The sequence below is a fragment of the Euzebya pacifica genome, from assembly GCF_003344865.1.
Lineage (GTDB): Bacteria > Actinomycetota > Nitriliruptoria > Euzebyales > Euzebyaceae > Euzebya > Euzebya pacifica.
This window is the reverse complement of the sequence record NZ_CP031165.1, coordinates 4,642,705-4,659,397: the sequence shown is the minus strand read 5'-3', so window position 1 is coordinate 4,659,397 and position 16,693 is coordinate 4,642,705. Positions and strand designations below refer to the sequence as shown.

13 protein-coding genes and 1 pseudogene are annotated in these 16,693 nt (G+C 69.8%); 8 read left to right on the top strand and 6 right to left on the bottom strand.

The window, feature by feature from the left end; all coding sequences use genetic code 11:
• The first annotated feature begins 56 nt into the window (after positions 1–56).
• Positions 57–1,538, top strand: coding sequence for a GGDEF domain-containing protein (locus tag DVS28_RS19960; RefSeq protein ID WP_164710808.1), 1,482 nt, complete (start codon positions 57–59; stop codon positions 1,536–1,538).
• Here DVS28_RS19960 and DVS28_RS19955 read toward each other — a convergent pair.
• Entirely contained in the window at positions 1,529–2,350 is an 822-nt protein-coding gene (locus DVS28_RS19955) for an HAD hydrolase family protein (protein WP_164710807.1), read from the bottom strand. The two genes, DVS28_RS19960 and DVS28_RS19955, sit on opposite strands and share 10 nt — an antisense overlap.
• A gap of 274 nt (positions 2,351–2,624) precedes the next feature.
• Here DVS28_RS19955 and DVS28_RS19950 point away from each other — a divergent pair, with 274 nt between their 5' ends.
• Entirely contained in the window at positions 2,625–4,706 is a 2,082-nt protein-coding gene (locus DVS28_RS19950; RefSeq protein WP_114593035.1) for a putative bifunctional diguanylate cyclase/phosphodiesterase, read from the top strand.
• 16 nt (positions 4,707–4,722) lie between these two features.
• On the opposite strand, the gene mtnA is transcribed toward DVS28_RS19950, so the two are convergent.
• Genes mtnA through DVS28_RS19935 form a run of 3 tightly spaced genes read right to left on the bottom strand, consistent with a single transcriptional unit; the run spans position 4,723 to position 8,409 of the window.
• Positions 4,723–5,760: an S-methyl-5-thioribose-1-phosphate isomerase gene (gene mtnA, locus DVS28_RS19945; RefSeq protein WP_216826172.1), complete on the bottom strand. Its 1,038-nt coding sequence runs from the start codon at positions 5,758–5,760 to the stop codon at positions 4,723–4,725.
• Between the two features lie 20 nt (positions 5,761–5,780).
• A complete protein-coding gene (locus DVS28_RS19940; protein ID WP_114593034.1) occupies positions 5,781–6,341 on the bottom strand; it encodes a DUF5317 family protein in 561 nt (186 codons plus the stop codon).
• Between the two features lie 13 nt (positions 6,342–6,354).
• Positions 6,355–8,409 carry a putative bifunctional diguanylate cyclase/phosphodiesterase gene (locus DVS28_RS19935; protein ID WP_114593033.1) on the bottom strand — a complete coding sequence of 685 codons (2,055 nt, stop codon included), beginning with the start codon at positions 8,407–8,409 and terminating at the stop codon, positions 6,355–6,357.
• Positions 8,410–8,669: 260 nt separating this feature from the next.
• On the opposite strand from DVS28_RS19935, the gene DVS28_RS19930 reads away from it, so the two are divergent.
• The 5 genes from DVS28_RS19930 to DVS28_RS19910 all read left to right on the top strand — a co-directional run bounded on the left by DVS28_RS19930 (position 8,670) and on the right by DVS28_RS19910 (position 14,567).
• A complete protein-coding gene (locus tag DVS28_RS19930) occupies positions 8,670–10,088 on the top strand; it encodes an AAA family ATPase (RefSeq protein WP_114593032.1) in 1,419 nt (472 codons plus the stop codon).
• A gap of 13 nt (positions 10,089–10,101) precedes the next feature.
• On the top strand, positions 10,102–11,061 hold the full coding sequence (locus DVS28_RS19925; RefSeq protein ID WP_114593031.1) for a substrate-binding domain-containing protein: 960 nt from the start codon (positions 10,102–10,104) through the stop codon (positions 11,059–11,061).
• A 38-nt stretch (positions 11,062–11,099) separates the two neighbouring features.
• Positions 11,100–12,947: a substrate-binding domain-containing protein gene (locus DVS28_RS19920; RefSeq protein ID WP_164710805.1), complete on the top strand. Its 1,848-nt coding sequence runs from the start codon at positions 11,100–11,102 to the stop codon at positions 12,945–12,947.
• A gap of 75 nt (positions 12,948–13,022) precedes the next feature.
• Positions 13,023–13,787 carry a hypothetical protein gene (locus tag DVS28_RS19915; protein WP_114593029.1) on the top strand — a complete coding sequence of 255 codons (765 nt, stop codon included), beginning with the start codon at positions 13,023–13,025 and terminating at the stop codon, positions 13,785–13,787.
• Positions 13,788–14,567 (top strand): PspA/IM30 family protein, encoded by a 780-nt coding sequence (locus tag DVS28_RS19910; protein ID WP_114593028.1) that lies wholly within the window; start codon positions 13,788–13,790, stop codon positions 14,565–14,567.
• 260 nt (positions 14,568–14,827) lie between these two features.
• Here the strand turns inward: DVS28_RS19910 and DVS28_RS19905 are convergent.
• A pseudogene (locus tag DVS28_RS19905) lies at positions 14,828–15,241 on the bottom strand (IS30 family transposase); the annotation flags it as partial.
• A 47-nt stretch (positions 15,242–15,288) separates the two neighbouring features.
• Here DVS28_RS19905 and DVS28_RS19900 point away from each other — a divergent pair.
• Entirely contained in the window at positions 15,289–15,879 is a 591-nt protein-coding gene (locus DVS28_RS19900) for a cell wall-binding repeat-containing protein (RefSeq protein WP_114593027.1), read from the top strand.
• 299 nt (positions 15,880–16,178) lie between these two features.
• On the opposite strand, the gene DVS28_RS19895 is transcribed toward DVS28_RS19900, so the two are convergent.
• The gene (locus tag DVS28_RS19895; protein WP_114593026.1) at positions 16,179–16,676 is read right to left on the bottom strand and encodes a MaoC family dehydratase; all 498 of its coding nucleotides are present in this window, start codon (positions 16,674–16,676) and stop codon (positions 16,179–16,181) included.
• Between the last annotated feature and the right edge of the window lie 17 nt (positions 16,677–16,693).

Here is a 16,693-nt window from a genome sequence, read left to right as displayed (position 1 = left end):
GCCCGACAATGACAGCCGAAATGGACCTGTCGGGGTCCGTGGAGAAGGCGGAGAGAATGAGGGATGTTGTTTCCCGTGAGCGGATACCCGTCGAAGTCGTGGGCGCGTGCACGGTGGTGCTCCTCGCGCTGACGATCGTCGGCCCCGAGCAACGAGTGGCGGTGCGCGCAGCAGCTTGGGTCCTGATGGTGGGCACCTGCGTGTGGGCACGTTTCTCTCCGGCACAACGGATCGGCTTCCTCGACGGGCTGACCCTCTGCGCGGCGATGTTCGCGACCACCAACCTGCTGCGCTGGCTGGCCCCGGACCAAGTGTTCGCTGCTGACCTGGCGAACTCCCTCGGGTCGGTACTGCTGCTGGTCGCCGGGGCCATGTTCGTCAGGCGTGCCCGCCCCAAGGAGGGCCTCGACGTGGTGCTCGACGGCCTGATCGTCAGCACGGGCCTCGTCATGCTGCTCAGCACCGCCATGCGTGTCTGGCGTCCCGACGCCCCGCCGATCGGTTCGGAGTCCCTGTTCACGATCCTGGTCATCGTGGGTGTGGCCATATGGCTGCGAGTCCTCGTGAAGACCACCTCCGTGCCGCTGCGCCTGTTCGCGGCGGCCGCACACCTGTCCCTGCCGCCGAACCTCGCCATCGCGCTGGCGGTGCACGGCACCCACCGACCGATGTGGGTCGACGTGCTGACCGTGGCCGGGATCATGTTGCTCGTGCTGGCCGTGGCGCACCCCGACATCGACCTCGACCTGACTCCCCGGCCGTCGACGTCGTCCGGGTCGGCGACGTGGCAGGTGGCTGGGCTGGGGTCGTGCATGTTGCTCTTCCCTGTCGCGGCCGCAGTCCGCTGGAGCGGTGGCGTCGTGACGATCGCGTCGGACTGGGTGCTGGGGGCGCTCCTGACCCTCCTGTTCGTGGCTCGGTTCCAGCACCTCGTCGTCCAGCGCGACCAGTACCGCGACATCCTCGTGAAGCGGTTGCACACCGACGAGCTCACGGGGGCGGTCAGCCGTGTCGGACTGGTCGACCTCGTCGGCCGACTCCTGGTGGGGCGGACCGACCGGTGCGGGGCGTTGCTCTACATCGACGTCGACCGCTTCAAGGTGGTCAACGACACCCACGGCCATGCCGCGGGGGACGTGGTCCTGCGAGAGGTCGCTCGTCGACTCGACGAGGCCACGGGACCTGCCCACGTGGTCGGCCGGCTGTCGGGCGACGAGTTCGCGATCGTCCTGCACGACACGTGCGGCGATCGCGATCCCGAGTCCGTGGCCGAGGAGTGCAGGCACGCGATGACCCGGCCCATCAGGCTCGACAACGGCCGGAACGTGGTGATGAGCTGCTCGATCGGCTGGACGGTCATCCGCCGCGGCGACAGCGTCGACGACATCCTCGATCGCGCCGACACCGACATGTACCGACACAAGCGTCGTCGGGCACGGGACCGTGCGGAGGACCGTGCCCCCGACGATTCGCCCCACCCCCTGCGCGTGTCACGGGCCGACCTCGTCGCAGCGCACCACGCGGCCGGTCAGGCCTGACGGGTCCGAGCGGCCAGCGCGGCATCGATCGTCAGGGCCACGCCGGCGCCGTGTGACCCCTCGACCACGAAGCGGTTGCCCCCGACCCGACCATGGCCGTTGGCGACGGTGACGTAGGTGCCGACCACCTCGGCGATCGACAGGTCCTCCTCGGAATCACCGACGGCCACCGCTCCACGCGGGTCGATGCCTCGATCGGCGAGGTCGGCCGCAACGCCGGCGGCCTTGCCCACCCCTCGCGGGATCAGGTGGTACGCCCGGACCCCGTCCAGGTCGGGCCACCCGCCGGTTGCCCCGTTGTCGAGCAAACGCGCCCAGCCCATGCCTGCGGCGGCCAGACGGGCGTTGGCGTCCTCGGTGTCGACCAGGCCGTGCAGGAGGACACCTCCGAGGCGACCGTCGTCCCAGGGGCTGTACACCCGTATCCGTCCCGGGAAGCTGTCCAGCACGAGGGCCAGTGCGCCGACCTCGACCAGCGCTGCCCTGGGGCTGCTCGCGATGTCGGATGGGCACTCACCCCACGACACTCGCGCCGCACCGTCGACCAAGCGAACGGTGCCGGCCTCGGCGATGGCACCGTCGAGTCCGAGCAACCGGGCGTCGTTGCGCAGGTCGGCGACCCGCCGGCCCGACACAGCCACCACCAGGAGCCCGTTCCGTCGCGCCCGGACCAGCGCGTCGACCCCGTCGAGTGTGGGTCGGCCGTCCCCGTCGGCCAGGATGGACCCGTTCGCCCCGAGCAGCGTGCCGTCGAGGTCGGTGTAGACGATCGCCGGCGGTGGCAGGGTCGCGAGGTGTCTGTCGAGGTCCACGACCCGAACCGTCTCACGAGACCCGGCTCGGGCCAAACGTCGGCGCTGGGGGCTGCCGGGTCCTGCCGTCCATCCCCGGACACGACCCTCGAGCGCCGAACACGATCGGTGACCGTTCCAGAAATCGGCTCTCGCGGAGCTGCACGATGTGTGTGCAGCTTCCGATACGTCAGGGCAACAGGCCCCTAGCATGCATTTCGCGACGCGGTGATGGCTGCGCAGTGGTCACCAACCGCCGTCCGGTGATGACCTCGACCCTGGAGTTCTCGACAACGTGCTGAGCGGTCAGGCTGCGGTGCCACGGTGGCGGTGGCAGTACCGGACACTCGTCACGCTCGTGGCGCTCACCGGCGCGGTCCTGTCGGCCCGGAGCGTGCTGGTCGATACGTCCTCCGGGTTCGGGGATCCTTCCTGGCTCGCGGTCCTCTTCATCGTCCTCGTCGTTGTCGGCGAGATCAGGCCCGTTCGCTGGTTGCGTCGCGACGGCACGACCTTCATCACCCCGTCCTGGGCCTTCGTGACCGCGTTGCTCTTCACGACCGAAGGCACACTGGTGGTCGCGGCGACGATGGCCACGAGTCTCGTGGCCGACGTCGTTCGCCGTCGTTCCCCCGTCCGCATGGTGTTCCACGCAGGGATGCGAGCGACTGCGGTCGCCGCCGGGCTCGGGGTCCTCGAGCTGCTCGGCCACCGGGCAACGCTCTCCGACGGTGCGCCGCTGACGTCGTCGTGGGCCCTCTCGGCGATGGCGGGGCTGCTGGTCATCCACGTCTGTGCCGCCCTGCTGCTCGCCGGTGCCAAGGCCCTCGGCGACGGGACGACGCTCCGCCGGATCCTGCGTCGGGACGCGGTGGTCGGGTTCTCCACCGACGGGCTCCTGCTGCCCCTCGGCCCGGTGCTGGCGGTGCTGGGTCGCGCATCGCCGGCGTTGCTCGTCCCCTTGCTGGTGACCTGGTCCCTTGTCATCCGGTCGGGCGAGATCGCGGCCGCCCGCCAGCACGAGGCGACCCACGACCCCCTCACCGGCCTGCCCAACCGCCGGCTCTTCCTGGAGCGACTCCGCGAGGCGGTGGCCAGCCGGGGTGCCCACTCCACCGGGGTGCTCGGCGTGATGATCGTGGATCTCGACGACTTCAAGGAGATCAACGACAACCTCGGCCACGACGTGGGTGACGCGGTCCTCATCGAGCTCGGCACGAGGCTGCGTGACGAGACCGGTCCGCAGGCGATGGTGGCGCGCCTCGGTGGTGACGAGTTCGCGCTGATGGCGTCGTCCTCGGACCCGGAGGGCATCCTCGAGCTGGGCCAGCTGGTTCACGACGCCCTCGGCAGGCCCGTCGGGTCCAACGGCTTCCCGCTGACGATCTCGGGCAGCGTGGGCATCGCGATGACCGATCCTGGGCAGCTGCCCCCGCCGGCGTCGAAGCTGATGCGGCGAGCCGATGTGGCGATGTACTCCGCGAAGGCCGCCGGCACCGGGGTACGCGTCTTCGGAAACGACGTGGATCGCGACGACGCGCCCGGCAGGTTGTCGTTGGTGTCCCAGCTGGGCTCGGCCATCGAAGCCGGCGAGCTCACCGTCCACTACCAGCCCATCACCGACGTCAGGCGCGGCATGACCGACCGCCTCGAGGCGCTCGTCAGGTGGGAGCACCCCACCCTGGGACGGATCGGTCCGAGCGACTTCGTGCCGATGGCGGAGCAGACCGACCTGATCGGTCCGTTGACCGCTCGGGTGATCGACGAGGCCCTGCGTGACTGTGCCGGGTGGATTCGCGACGGACACGACGTGGGCGTCGCCATCAACGTCTCGGCGCGCGTGCTGCACGACCTGCGCTTCCCCGTGGTGCTGGCCGACGCGGCCCGCCTGGCACAGCTGCCGCCGTCCGCGATCACCCTCGAGATCACCGAGAACAGCGTCCTCCGCGAACCGGGACGCGCTGCGCGTGTGCTGGCCGAGCTGCGCGCGCTTGGCGTCAGGGTCTCCGTGGACGACTTCGGCACGGGCTTCTCCTCGCTGTCCAGCCTCAGGGACCTGCCGCTGGACGAGCTGAAGATCGACCGCAGGTTCGTGGGCGCCATCCTCGAGGACACCGACGACGAGATCATCGTCCGGACCGTCGTCGCCCTGGCAAGCCAGATGGGTCTCTCCACGGTCGCGGAGGGCGCGGAGACCTCGGCCATCGCCGACCGCCTGCTCGAGCTCGGCTGTGACGTGCTCCAGGGGTTCCACCTGGCCCGTCCGATGCCCGCGCTGGCCGTGGGGGAGTGGCTGACCAACCGGCCACGGGTGGTCGTGCTGGACCCGGCACCGGTGGGCCTGTCCCCCTCGGACCGGCCCGGAGGGCGCCCCTAGAGGCCCTGCGCCCCCATCAGGGAGTCTGGCCGCGTGAGGTCATGACCACGCGCTTGTCGGTCACGATCGCGTGGATCATGGCCGCCGGGGTGACGTCGAAGGCGGGGTTCAGCGCCGGGGTGTCGGGTGGCGCCGTGCGGCTGCTGCCGAATCCACCGACTTCGGCCGGCCCACGGTCCTCGATGGGGATCGCCGCGCCATCGGGTGTGGCGTGGTCGATGGTCGACTCGGGTGCCACGACGACCAGCGGCACGCCGGCGTGCTGTGCGGCGAGGGCAAGGGAGAAGGTGCCGACCTTGTTCGCCGTGTCGCCGTTGGCGGCGATCCGGTCGGCTCCCGCCAGCACGACGTCTGCCGCCCCGCGGGACAGCAGGAACGGTGCCGCGCTGTCGACCACCAGGTGGTGGGGTGCGCCCATCTGCCCGAGCTCCCACGCGGTCAGGCGGGCGCCCTGCAGCAGGGGACGGGTCTCCAGGGCGAGGCAGTCGGCCAGCCGGCCACGCTCGTGCAGGGTCTGCACGACCGCCAGGGCCGTCCCTCGGCGAACGGCCGCGAGGCCGCCGGTGTTGCAGATCGTCATCGCGCGGACGTCACGACCGCCGAGCAGCGCCTCGACCAGGTCGGCGCCACGGGTCCCCATGTCGATGCTGGCGGTGATCTCCTCCTCGCGGACGGCGTGGGCCTCGGCCAGGACGGCCGCGGGGCCGTCGGGCACACGCGCGGCCACCCGGTCGGTCATGCGGGCGAGGTTGACCGCGGTGGGCCGGGCGGTTCGGATGGCCTCGATGGCGTCGTCGAGCTCTCCGGGCGCGACGGTCGCCAGCGCCAGGGCCACGCCGTAGGCGCCGGCGACGCCGAGCGCCGGGGCGCCGCGCACGGACAGACGGCGGATCGCTGCCACCAGATCGGACACGGCGGTGATCCGCAGGACGACCTCCTGCTGTGGGAGGACGGTCTGGTCCACCAGCTCGATCGTGCCGTCGACCCACGTGATCGTGTCCGTCGGTGTCGTGCGCATCGGGGTCGTGCCAGCGGTCTCGGAGGGGGGCTGCATGCGGCCAGTCAACCTCGTGGTCAGGCGTCCTGCAGCGGCTCCGCTGTCGGGTGCGGTGCGGCTGGCGGTCCGCCCGAGCGCGGCAGCTGCCACAGCAGCAGGGCCAGGCCGACGACCAGCAGGACGTCCCCGATGGAGAACACGTTGGCCAGCGGCATGCCTGCGGGCACGGCGAAGACGTCGCCGAGGAACCCGACCGCGGAGTCGGAACGGGCGCTGTTGACGAAGCCCCCCTCTGCTCGGAGCCCAGCGCGGTCCAGGGCGCTGCTCGCCGCCGGCATGACGCCACCGTTGACGGCAACTGCCGTCGCGTTGAGCAGCGCCCCGAGGCCGATCAGCCACAGGCCCCTGATCTCGCGGTTCGACCACAGCCACACGAGGGCTGAGACGTAGGTGGCGGTGTGGATGGCGAGGGCGACGCCGTACCGTCCCTCGATGACCTCCAGGGCGACGGCCTGCACGGCGACCACGACGAGCGGGACCCATGGCGCGCGCAGGGGGACCCGGGCCAACGCCTGGGGGTCGCGTCGCCACAGCCCCCACACGAGCACGACGACAGCCGCAGCGACGAGGACTATCACCGTCCGAGGACGATCACTGCTCGAGGACGATGCGGTCCATGCCGTGCAGGCCGCTGGGGTCCAACGATGCCCGTCCGGACATCCACGCGAGGGTTTCGTCGGCGCCGAGCGGACGACCGATGCCGTAGCCCTGCACCTGGTCGAAACCGATCTCCGCCAGGGCGTGCAGGGTCGCCCGGTCCTCCACGCCCTCCGCGATCGACCTGAGCCCGTGGATGCGCGCGAGGTCGACGAGCGTTCGCAGCAGCGCCACCCCACGCTCGTCGTCGGTGTTGGTGACGAAGGACCGGTCGATCTTGAGTTCGGTCAACGGGATGTCCTTGATCATCGCCAACGAGGAGTGGCCCGAACCGAAGTCGTCCAGCGAAACCCCCACCCCGCTGTCGACCAGACGGCGCAGTGCCCGACGGCAGGCCGGGAGGTTCGACATCAACGCGGTCTCGGTGATCTCCAGCACCAGCCAACGGCTCTCGATGGCGTGACGATCCAGCGTGCCGAGGACCGTGTCCACGAAGTCCGGGTCGGCAAGGTTCAACGGGGACACGTTGACGCTGATGGAGACCGGGTGCCCGTTGTCGTGAAGGCGCCGGACCATCGTGACCGCGTCGCGCAGGACCCGCTCGGTGAACCGTCCCATGAGGACACCGGTGGCCTCGAGGTCACGGACGAACTCCCACGGCGGGATCGGCCCGTGCTGCGGGTGGTTCCACCTCGCCAGCGTCTCGAACCCCATGACCGCTTCGGTGCGGGCGTCGACGAGCGGCTGGAAGTCCATGTGCATCTCGTCGCTGTCGATGGCCCGTTCCAGCGCCTGGATGTGGTGACCGTCACTGCTGTCGGGGTCGGCGAGCAGGTAGGGCAGCCCACGGCGCTTGCCCGCGTACATGGCGGCGTCGGCAGCGCGTGTCAGCTCGCCGAAGCGCGACCACCCGGGCCCGCTGGTGGCCACACCGATGGCACCGGTCACCTCCAGCGCCACCCCATCGGTGGCGTCGACCTCGACCGGGTCGACGAACACCTCCGACGCAACCTCGGCCATCTCGACGGCGGCCTCGGAGGAGGCATCGACGAGGACGACCGCGAACTCGTCGCCGCCGAGGCGTGCGACGAGGGCAGCGGTGGGCATTCGGTCCCGCAGCCGACGCGCGATCTCGACGATGACCTCGTCGCCTGCGTGGTGGCCCCAGGTGTCGTTGATGACCTTGAACCTGTTGAGGTCCATCAGGAGGACGACCACACGGCGGCCCGAGCGGGCGGCCCGGTCCAGCCCCGCTTCAGCCTCCTGCTCCAGGGCGCGGCGGTTCAGGAGTCCCGTCAGCGAATCCTCGGTCGCGTCCCGCTCGCGCTCGGTGGAGATCCGTGTCGAGGTGTGCACGACGGCGGTCAGGACCATGGCCAGCGGGAGCAGGACGGGATCGTGGATGCCGACGACGACGAGCACCGGGCCGAGGGGGAGCAACATCCCGTCGCTGGGCAGCGTGGAGAAGAAGTCCCGGCGCAGGACCGCGATCGGTGAGTCCTCCTCCACCGCGGACAGCACCAACGCCACCAGGATCGTGGCCGCGGAGTAGATCACCACGAACGCCATCAGCAGCGTCACGAGGAGCATTGGATCCCGTGGGTCCGCCGCCACGAGGTCCTGCGCCCCGCCAGCACGCAGCACGAAGGTGCCGAGGTGGATGGACAGCGCCATCATCGCGGTGTTGAAGGCCGCTTTCTGGGGTGCCGCCCGGTTGACCACGTCGGCGAACAGGGTGCCGGCGGCCACGGCCAGCGTCGCGCCGAATCCCGGCAGCACGAACACGAGCGCGCAGGAGTAGGCCAGCGAGACCGTGATGATGCTGTCGTCGCCGGCACGAATCGTCTGCAGGGGACGTACCTCAGCGATGACCATGCTCGCGAAGAGCACGGCAGCAAGCCAGGGGGCGTTGGGCATCCAACCCTCGTTGGCACCCACGACAGCGGCATGAACGCACGCCAGCACACCGGCCGCGACCACGCCCCCCACGATGGCCGGCAGGAGTTGCGGACCCCAGGCCCGTTCCCTGCGGGTGACCCGCAGGCTCATGGTCTCAGTACCACTTCCTGGGTGCGGCGACCGCGGCCACCACCGCCACCAGGGCCATGCCCCTGTAGAAGGCGAGTCGCCACTTCGTGGTGGACTTCATCATGACTGCTCCAACTCGAGGTACGGGTTCGGGAACGCGAACGGCGGACCGCATCCCACCTGAGGGGTCCTCGGCACGACGGTCCGAAACCTTTAGGAGAATCTGACCGCTGATCTCGATTCGTCGATGTGGTGGCCCCATGGGGCAGACTGTTGAACCCGTGAGTGATTCCCTGCGCGTCCCCGTCCGTGACTTCGTCGACGGGGTCACCCCTGCCCTGACCGAGCTCGGCAGCGCCGAGCCGCGGGCGGATGTGGTTGCCGAGGCCTACGAGATCGTCAGCGCGTTCGTCGACGCCGACGGCACCCACACCGACGAGGAGCTGTGGGCGCTCATCGGTGCCTTCAGCGGGCTCATGGACACCCACATCCACCACGCCACGCCGGCTGACATCCGCGCCACCGGGCTGATCGCGGGCAAGCGCAGCTTCATCGACGGCGCATCGTTGATGTTCGACACGCTCATCGTGGCCGACAAGGCCAGGGGCACGAACCACGCGTGGACCTACTACGTCCACGCGCTCCGGCTGGCCCACCACGTGGCTGCGCTCGACAGCGTGACCCAGCACGCCGAGCTCGAGGCCATAGAACGCTTCCGCCGCACCCTGCTGGGCTCCATCAGCGCCGCAGGCCTACCCCGTGGCACCCGACGCCCCCCGCCCGCGTCCACGGGGTCCGACCCTGCCACCGGGACACCGGCCGGCGCCAAGGCGGCCGAGGCGGTCGAGGAGGACGTGGCCGTCGAGGTCGAGCTGCCACCGATCCGCCCGTTGGAGGAGCTGCTGGAGGAGCTCGACGGGCTGGTCGGCCTCGACGCGGTGAAGCGGGAGGTGAAGCTGGTCACCAACCTGCTGCAGGTCCAGAAGCTACGGGCCGAGAAGGGCCTGAAGGTCGGGGACCAGAGCCACCACCTGGTCTTCACCGGCAACCCCGGGACGGGAAAGACGACCGTGGCCCGGCTGCTCGCCCAGATCTACCGGACCCTGGAGGTCGTGCCCAAGGGGCACCTGGTCGAGACCGACCGCTCGGGCCTGGTCGCCGGGTTCGTGGGCCAGACGGCCACCAACGTCGTGAAGGTCTTCGACTCCGCCCGCGGCGGCATCCTGCTGATCGACGAGGCGTACTCGTTGGTGCGGGGTGGGGAGAAGGACTTCGGTCGGGAAGCCGTGGACGCCATCGTCAAGCTCGTGGAGGACCGCCGCGACGACACCGTCGTCATCATGGCCGGCTACACCGACGAGATGGCCGAGCTGATGTCGTCCAACCCGGGCCTGCGGTCGCGCTTCCCGCAGACGATCCACTTCCCCGACTACACCACCGAGGAGCTCGTGCGGATCGCCGAGCTGATCTCGGGAGGATCGGACTATCGCTTCGATGACGAGGCCAAGGTCCGGCTCGGCGAGCTGCTCGACGATGTCCCCCGCGACCGCGGATTCGGCAACGGCCGGCTGGCGCGCAACGTCTTCGAGGAATCCGTGCAGCTGCACGCCACCCGGGTGGTGGCGCTGGAGGACCCGTCGGCCGATGACCTCGCCACGCTGACGCCCGAGGACCTGCCCGAGCGGATCGTGACCTCCTGATGGGGCGCCGTCGATGAAGCAAGTCCTTGCGGTCCTGGCCGCGGTCGCCCTGATCGGCGGCGCGTGGTTCGTGCGCACGGAGTTCATCGCCCCGACCGATGACACCGGCGGTGCCACCCAGGTCGACGATGTCGCCGAGGAGCCCGCGACCGGGCTGGACGTCGTGTGCGACGAGCTGCTCGGCGACGCCTGCCCCGCCGGGTCGGTGCGACGGGACAGCGCGGACCTGGTCGAGGCCTTCAGCATCCCCGAGGTGCCCCACGACGTGCTGGTCGCGCCGGCGATCGTGGTGCAGATGATCGAGGAGTCGGGGCGCAGCAGCGCAACCCTGTCCGAGGAACGTCCCACCGTGGCCACCACGCCCATCGTGCTGGTCGTGGCCGCCGGGCGCGATGCCGACGTCACCGCCTGCGGGACCACCTGGACCTGCGCCTCGACGCTGGTCACCGCCGGTGACCTGCGGCCGGCGTTCGCCGACCCGTCCACCGACACCGCGGGCATCACCGGCCTGGCCGCGCTGGCCGGGGGCTACTTCAATGACGCGGGCGCGCCGTTCAACCTGACCGGCTTCTCCACCGGAGGGTTCATCGGCTGGCTCGACGCCGTCCAGCGCGAGAGCACGATCAGCCCGTCCGGCGTGGAGAACATCATCCGCTTCGCCGGCTCGCAGAACGACAGCGCGGTCGTCACGGAGGCCGAGGCGCTGGACGTCACTGCCCGTGCCGCCCAGAACGTCCCGGTCATCCTGTATCCCGAGCCCATCGGGTCGTTGTCGGTCGTGGCGGTCGCCGTGGGCGACACCGACCACGGTGATGCCGCCGACGTCGGCGAGCAGGTGGGGGCGCAGCTCCGCGACGCCGGATGGCGGGGCCCGGACGGGGCGTCCTCGGAGGGCGGCCCGGCGCTCGGGGGCGACGACGGACTGCCCTCGGGTGGAGTCCTGATCGCCCTTCGGCAACGATGGGGACAGTAGTCATGCGTCGAGGGGCGCGATCCGCGAAGGGGTACACCATGTCACGTCGAGCCAACCTTGCCGCAGCGCTGCTGGTGCTGTCGCTGCTGGCCGCGGCCTGCATCCCGGGCGGGGACGGTGACGACCCCGGAACCGACACCGCCGCCGAGGGCGAGTTCACCGACACCGACCCGGGCGACTGCGTCACCGTGGACATCGCGGTGTCGAGCGAGAAGATCGACCTGATGAACGACCTCGCGCGGGAGTTCAACGACGCTGGCGAGGAGGTCGACGGCCAGTGCATCTTCGTCCGTCCGCTGCGCAAGGCCTCGGGCAGCGCGGCCACCTTGCTGGCCGAGGGCTGGGACGAGGAACTCGAGGGGCCGCGACCGGTCATCTGGTCACCGGCCGGGTCCGCGTGGGGCGGCGTGCTCAACCAGCAGCTCATCGACGCCGGGCAGGCGCCGATCGCCCCGACCGACTTCGAGCCGTTCATGTTGACCCCGCTGGTCATCGCCATGCCCGAGCCGATGGCCGAGGCGCTGGGGTACCCCGAGGAACCCATCGGCTGGAACGACCTGCTCGAGCTCAGCCAGAACCCCGAGGGCTGGGCCGCCTTCGGCCACCCCGAGTGGGGGCCGTTCCGCCTGGGCAAGACCAACCCCAACTTCTCCACCTCGGGCCTGGCCGCGCTGATCGCCCAGTACTACGCCCTGGCCGGCAAGACCCGCGGGTTGACGGGTGAGGACATCTCTCGGGCGGACGTGGTCGAGAACGCCCGCACCATCGAGAGCGCCGTCGTGCACTACGGCGACACCACCCTCACCTTCCTCAACAACTGGTACCGCAACGACGTCAGAGGGACGGCGCTGACCTACGCCTCGGCGGTTGCCATCGAGGAGGTCAGCCTCATCAACTACAACCGGGGCAACCCCGACGGCGTCATCGAACCCGGCGAGGAGGTCGTGCCGCCACGGATCCCGCTGGTCGCGATCTACCCGGAGGAGGGGACGCTGTTCAGCGACAACCCGTTCTTCGTGCTGGAGGACGCCGAGTGGGTCGACGCCGACGAGGTCGCGGCGGCCCGGGTCTTCACCGACTTCGTGCAGCGCCCCGAGAACCAGGAACGCGTGCTGGAGTTCGGGTTCCGTCCGGGCAACATCGAGGTGCCGATCGCTGACCCGATCATCGCCGAGAACGGCGTCGACCCGGCCCAGCCGACCACCACGCTGGAAGTGCCCGATCCGGGTGTCCTCGTGGACCTGATCGACCAGTGGGGCCGAACCCGCAAGGCTGCGCAGGTGCTGCTGGTCCTGGACGTCTCGGGGTCGATGGCTGACTTCGCCTCCGACGACGGGTCCCGCGAGACCAAGCTGGACCTGGCCACCCGGGCGGCGACGACGGCGCTGGAGCAGTTCATCGACGACGACATCGTCGGGCTGCGCACGTTCTCCACCGACATCGCGATCGCGGACGACGGGCAACCCCTGGACTACCTCGACGTCGTCCCCCTCGGGCCGGTCCGCCAGAACGAGCAGGCGCTGCAGCAAGCCCTCGCTGGGCTGTTCCCGGTCGCCGGCACGCCCCTGTACACCGTGACCCGTGACAGCTTCGCCGACATCGTCGAGGTCTACGACCCGACCCGCATCAACGCGGTCGTGCTGCTGACCGACGGTGTCAACGACGATCCCCGCAACTCCGACCTCGGCGGCCTCCTGACCTTCCTGGAGGAGCAGGCCCGCGGCGAGACCGCCGCACAGGTCCGCGTGTTCCCGATCGGCTACGGCCGGGACGCCGACTTCAACGTGCTCGAGCAGATCGCCGTTGCGACCAACGCCACGAGCTACGACGCATCGGATCCGCGTTCGATCGACCAGGTATTCACCGCGGTGATCTCCAACTTCTGACGGTCGGACCACGAGCGGCCCCTACGGAGAACCACTGATGTCCAACACCCCCATGACCCGCTAGGCTCCGCGCCGATGACGGCCATCGAGGACCAGTCGCTGAGGGATCGGTTCCTCACCCCGGGCGTTGCCCGGGCGATCACCGCGCCCTCGTCGATCCTGCTGCTCGGCGGTGCCGCGGCGGCGGGCATCCTCCTGGGTGGCCCCATCATCGGCGCAGTCGTTGGCATCGGGGCCTACGCGGGCCGAGTCGCTGCCGCCGTCCCGCGTCGGGGCAAGGGCGACGAGATCAACCCGCGGGCGCTGCGCTCGCCGTGGCGCGAGTACGTCCTGGAGACACAGTTCGCGAAGGCGCGTTACGACAAGGTCCTCGCCTCGGCGCGCTCGGGGCCGCTCAAGGACCGGTTGACCGTCATCGGCGACCGCATCCAGGACGGCGTCCGAGAGTCCTGGCGCATCGCGCAGCGGGGCCAGGCGCTCCAGGACGGGCTGCACCAGCTGAACACCAGCCAGGCCGAACGCAGCCTCGCGATGGCACGGCAGGAAGCACAGCGCCACGCGAGCGACGCCAACCTCAAGCGCGTCGAGGCGCTGGAGTCCCAGGTCGCGACGGTCCGCCGGCTCGAGGCCGTGACCCAGCAAGCCGCCGAACGCCTGCGCCTGCTCGATGCCCGCCTTGACGAAGCCGTGGCCCGTGCGGTCGAGTTGTCGCTGTCCGGAGACTCCGGCCAGCTCTCGGGGCTCGACTCCGATGTCGACAGCCTCGTTGGAGAAATGGAAGCGCTGAGAGTGGCGCTGGAAGACACCGGCGGTGGAACCGCCCAGATGGGAGTTGCATAGATGTTCAAGCTGATCAAGAGGTCCTGGAACTACCTCGTGGCGCTGTTCACGGGGAAGTTCAACGAGGCCGCCGATCCGAAGGTCCAGCTCGAGCAGGCGATCCTCGAGGCCCAGGAGCAGCACCGGAAGCTGAAGGAGCAGGCGGCCAACGTGATCGCCAACCAGAAGCAGACCGAGATGCGCCTGAACCGGTCGATGGAGGAGCTGGAGAAGGTCACCAGGTCCGCTCGACAGGCCGTGCTCATGGCCGAGGACGCCACCAAGAAGGGGGACGCCAAGAAGGCGCAGGAGTACACCGCCGCGGCGGAGTCCTTCGCCAACCGGTTGATCTCCATCGAGCACGAGGTCGAGAACCTCAAGGCGCTGTCGCTGCAGTCCGCCCAGGCCGCCGACCAGGCCAAGTCCGCCGTGCAGCAGAACTCCACCGCCCTGCAGAAGAAGCTGGCCGAGCGCCAGCAGCTCATGGGGCAGCTCGACCAGGCCAAGATGCAGGAGCAGATGAACTCCGCGATGGCGTCGCTGTCGGAGCAGGTCGGGCAGGACACGCCGTCCTTCGACGAGGTGCGTGACAAGATCGAGAGGCGCTACGCGCAGGCGAAGGGGACGCAGGAGCTGCAGGGCGAATCGATCGAGGGACGCATGCTCGAGATCGAGCAGGCCGCGCTCAACACCGAGGCGCAGGCACGCCTGTCGGAGATCCGCTCGCAGCTGGGCCTCGACGGTGCCAGCGAGGCCGCGCCGGCCGCCGAACCCCAGGTCGAATCGGGCGAAACTGCCTGATCGGTTGCCGTTGACCGGTTCCAATACCACAGTTACTTGTAATTTGTCAAGAAATGAATGCTATTCAGTGGCAGAAGTGCTAGTGGTCCGGCTATAGTCAGACATCCGGCGGCCCACCGTGTCCTCCCCCCCGGCACGGCGGGCCGCCGATCTTTTTGTGTCCGGACACCGGGGTCCTCCGGGGACGTGATCTCGGGGCATTCTGTCCCCACTCCGACGTTCGTGGCCCATCGGCCACTGTCGTGGTGGTCAGCTTGTTGTCAACCGGTGGGTGCAACAAGTTGGGCGAGTTGGGCGGCTGGGGTCTTCCAGCCGAGGGTTTGTCGGGGGCGGGTGTTGAGGCTCTCGGCGAAGTCGTTGAGGTCCGCTGGGGTGTGGACTGACAGGTCGGTGCCCTTGGGCATGTACTGGCGCAGCAACCCGTTGGTGTTCTCGTTGGAACCGCGTTGCCAGGGCGAGTGGGGGTCGCAGAAGTAGACGGGCACGTCGGTGTCGATGGTGAACTGGACGTGCTCGGCCATCTCGATGCCCTGGTCCCAGGTGATGGACCGCCGCAGGTGCTCGGGCAGCCCAGTGATCGCGGTGGTCATGGCATCGCGCACCGTCGCGGCGGTCCGGTCGCCATCGAGGTGCATCAGCATCACGTAGCGCGTGGAGCGCTCTGATCGGCGTCCGCTTCCGGGCCCGCCTGGAGGCCGACGACCGATACGACCTCAGCGCGGTGGTCGCCGAGGACATCGCGTCCTATGAGGACCCCGCGCGCATCGGCAGGGTCTACCTGGCGCTCGGTGACGCCGAGGACGCCAGCCGGGCGTGGCCGGATGCCTTGTCCGCCAGCGCCCTCGCCGCCCACGACCACGCCCCGGTCCTGCTGACGGAGGGCGACAGGCTGCCCGACGCGGTTGCCGACCTCCTGACGGAGTACCGCCCGGACGAGGTCATCGTGATCGGTGGTACCGCCGCCATCCGCGACAGCGTTGCCGAAGAAGCCGCGGAGCTGGCCGACGCCGAGCTGGTCCGGATCTCGGGTGACACCCGTTACGCGACCAGCGCCGCGGTTGCCGATGTCGCCCGCGAGTCAGGTCTCGACGACGCCGACGTGTGGGTCGCGACCGGCCTGGACTTCCCCGACGCGCTCGCGGCGGGCCCGGCGGCAGCGCGCAGCGGTTCGCCGTTGGTGCTGATCGACGGCAGGAACCCCGGTGGAGCTCCCGTCACCACCGACTGGCTCGGCCGTCACGCCGAGGGCCTCAAGGTCGTCGGTGGCACGGCCGTGATCACCGACGACGTCGTGGACTCACTCAGCCGCTGACGATCACGAGAACTTTTCTCCCGAACTCGGTTTGTTGCCGCTTCGGGAGGGGCAACCTTGTCGCTGACGGCCCCCCGACAGGGCCGCTCGGATCATCACAACGGGGCAGGAACCCCCTCATCCTCCGCCCCCACACGAAGGGCCGCCTTCCCCCAGGCGGCCCTTCGTTCTGTCTGTGTCCCGAGCTCCCAGCCGGGGTCAGTCGGTCTGTGGCAGGGGCCTTCCGGGGCTCTGCTCTCCCAAGGGGGGCTCCGCAGGCTCCGCCCCCCTTTCGAACCCCCCGAGTTCCCGGGCCGGCGCTAGTCGGTCTGTGGCAGGGGCCGGCCCGGGAACTCTTCCCCTGCCGCGTCCTTCTTGGGGATCAGGACCTTGCGGGTGAACTCGCAGACGATGGTGCCGTCCTGCTTGTAGCCGATGGTCTTGACCTTGACGATGCCGCGGTCGGGCTTGGAGCGGGACTCGCGGACCTCCAGCACCTCGGTCTCGGAGTAGATGGTGTCGCCGTGGAAGGTCGGGTTGGCGTGCTTGAGCGACTCGATCTCCAGGTTGGCGATCGCGCGGCCGGACACGTCGGGGACGCTCTGGCCGAGGACGATGGAGTACACGAGGTTGCCGACCACCATGGCGTTGCCGTGGGGCGTGGCCGCTGCCGCGTAGTTGTCGTCGGAGTGCAGCGGGTGCTGGTTCATCGTGATCGAGCAGAAGAGGATGTCCTCGGCCTGCGTGATCGTCTTGCCGGGCCAGTGCTTGTACACGTCCCCGACCTGGAACTCCTCGAGATAACGACCGAACTGCATGCGTGGGCCTCCTGGGC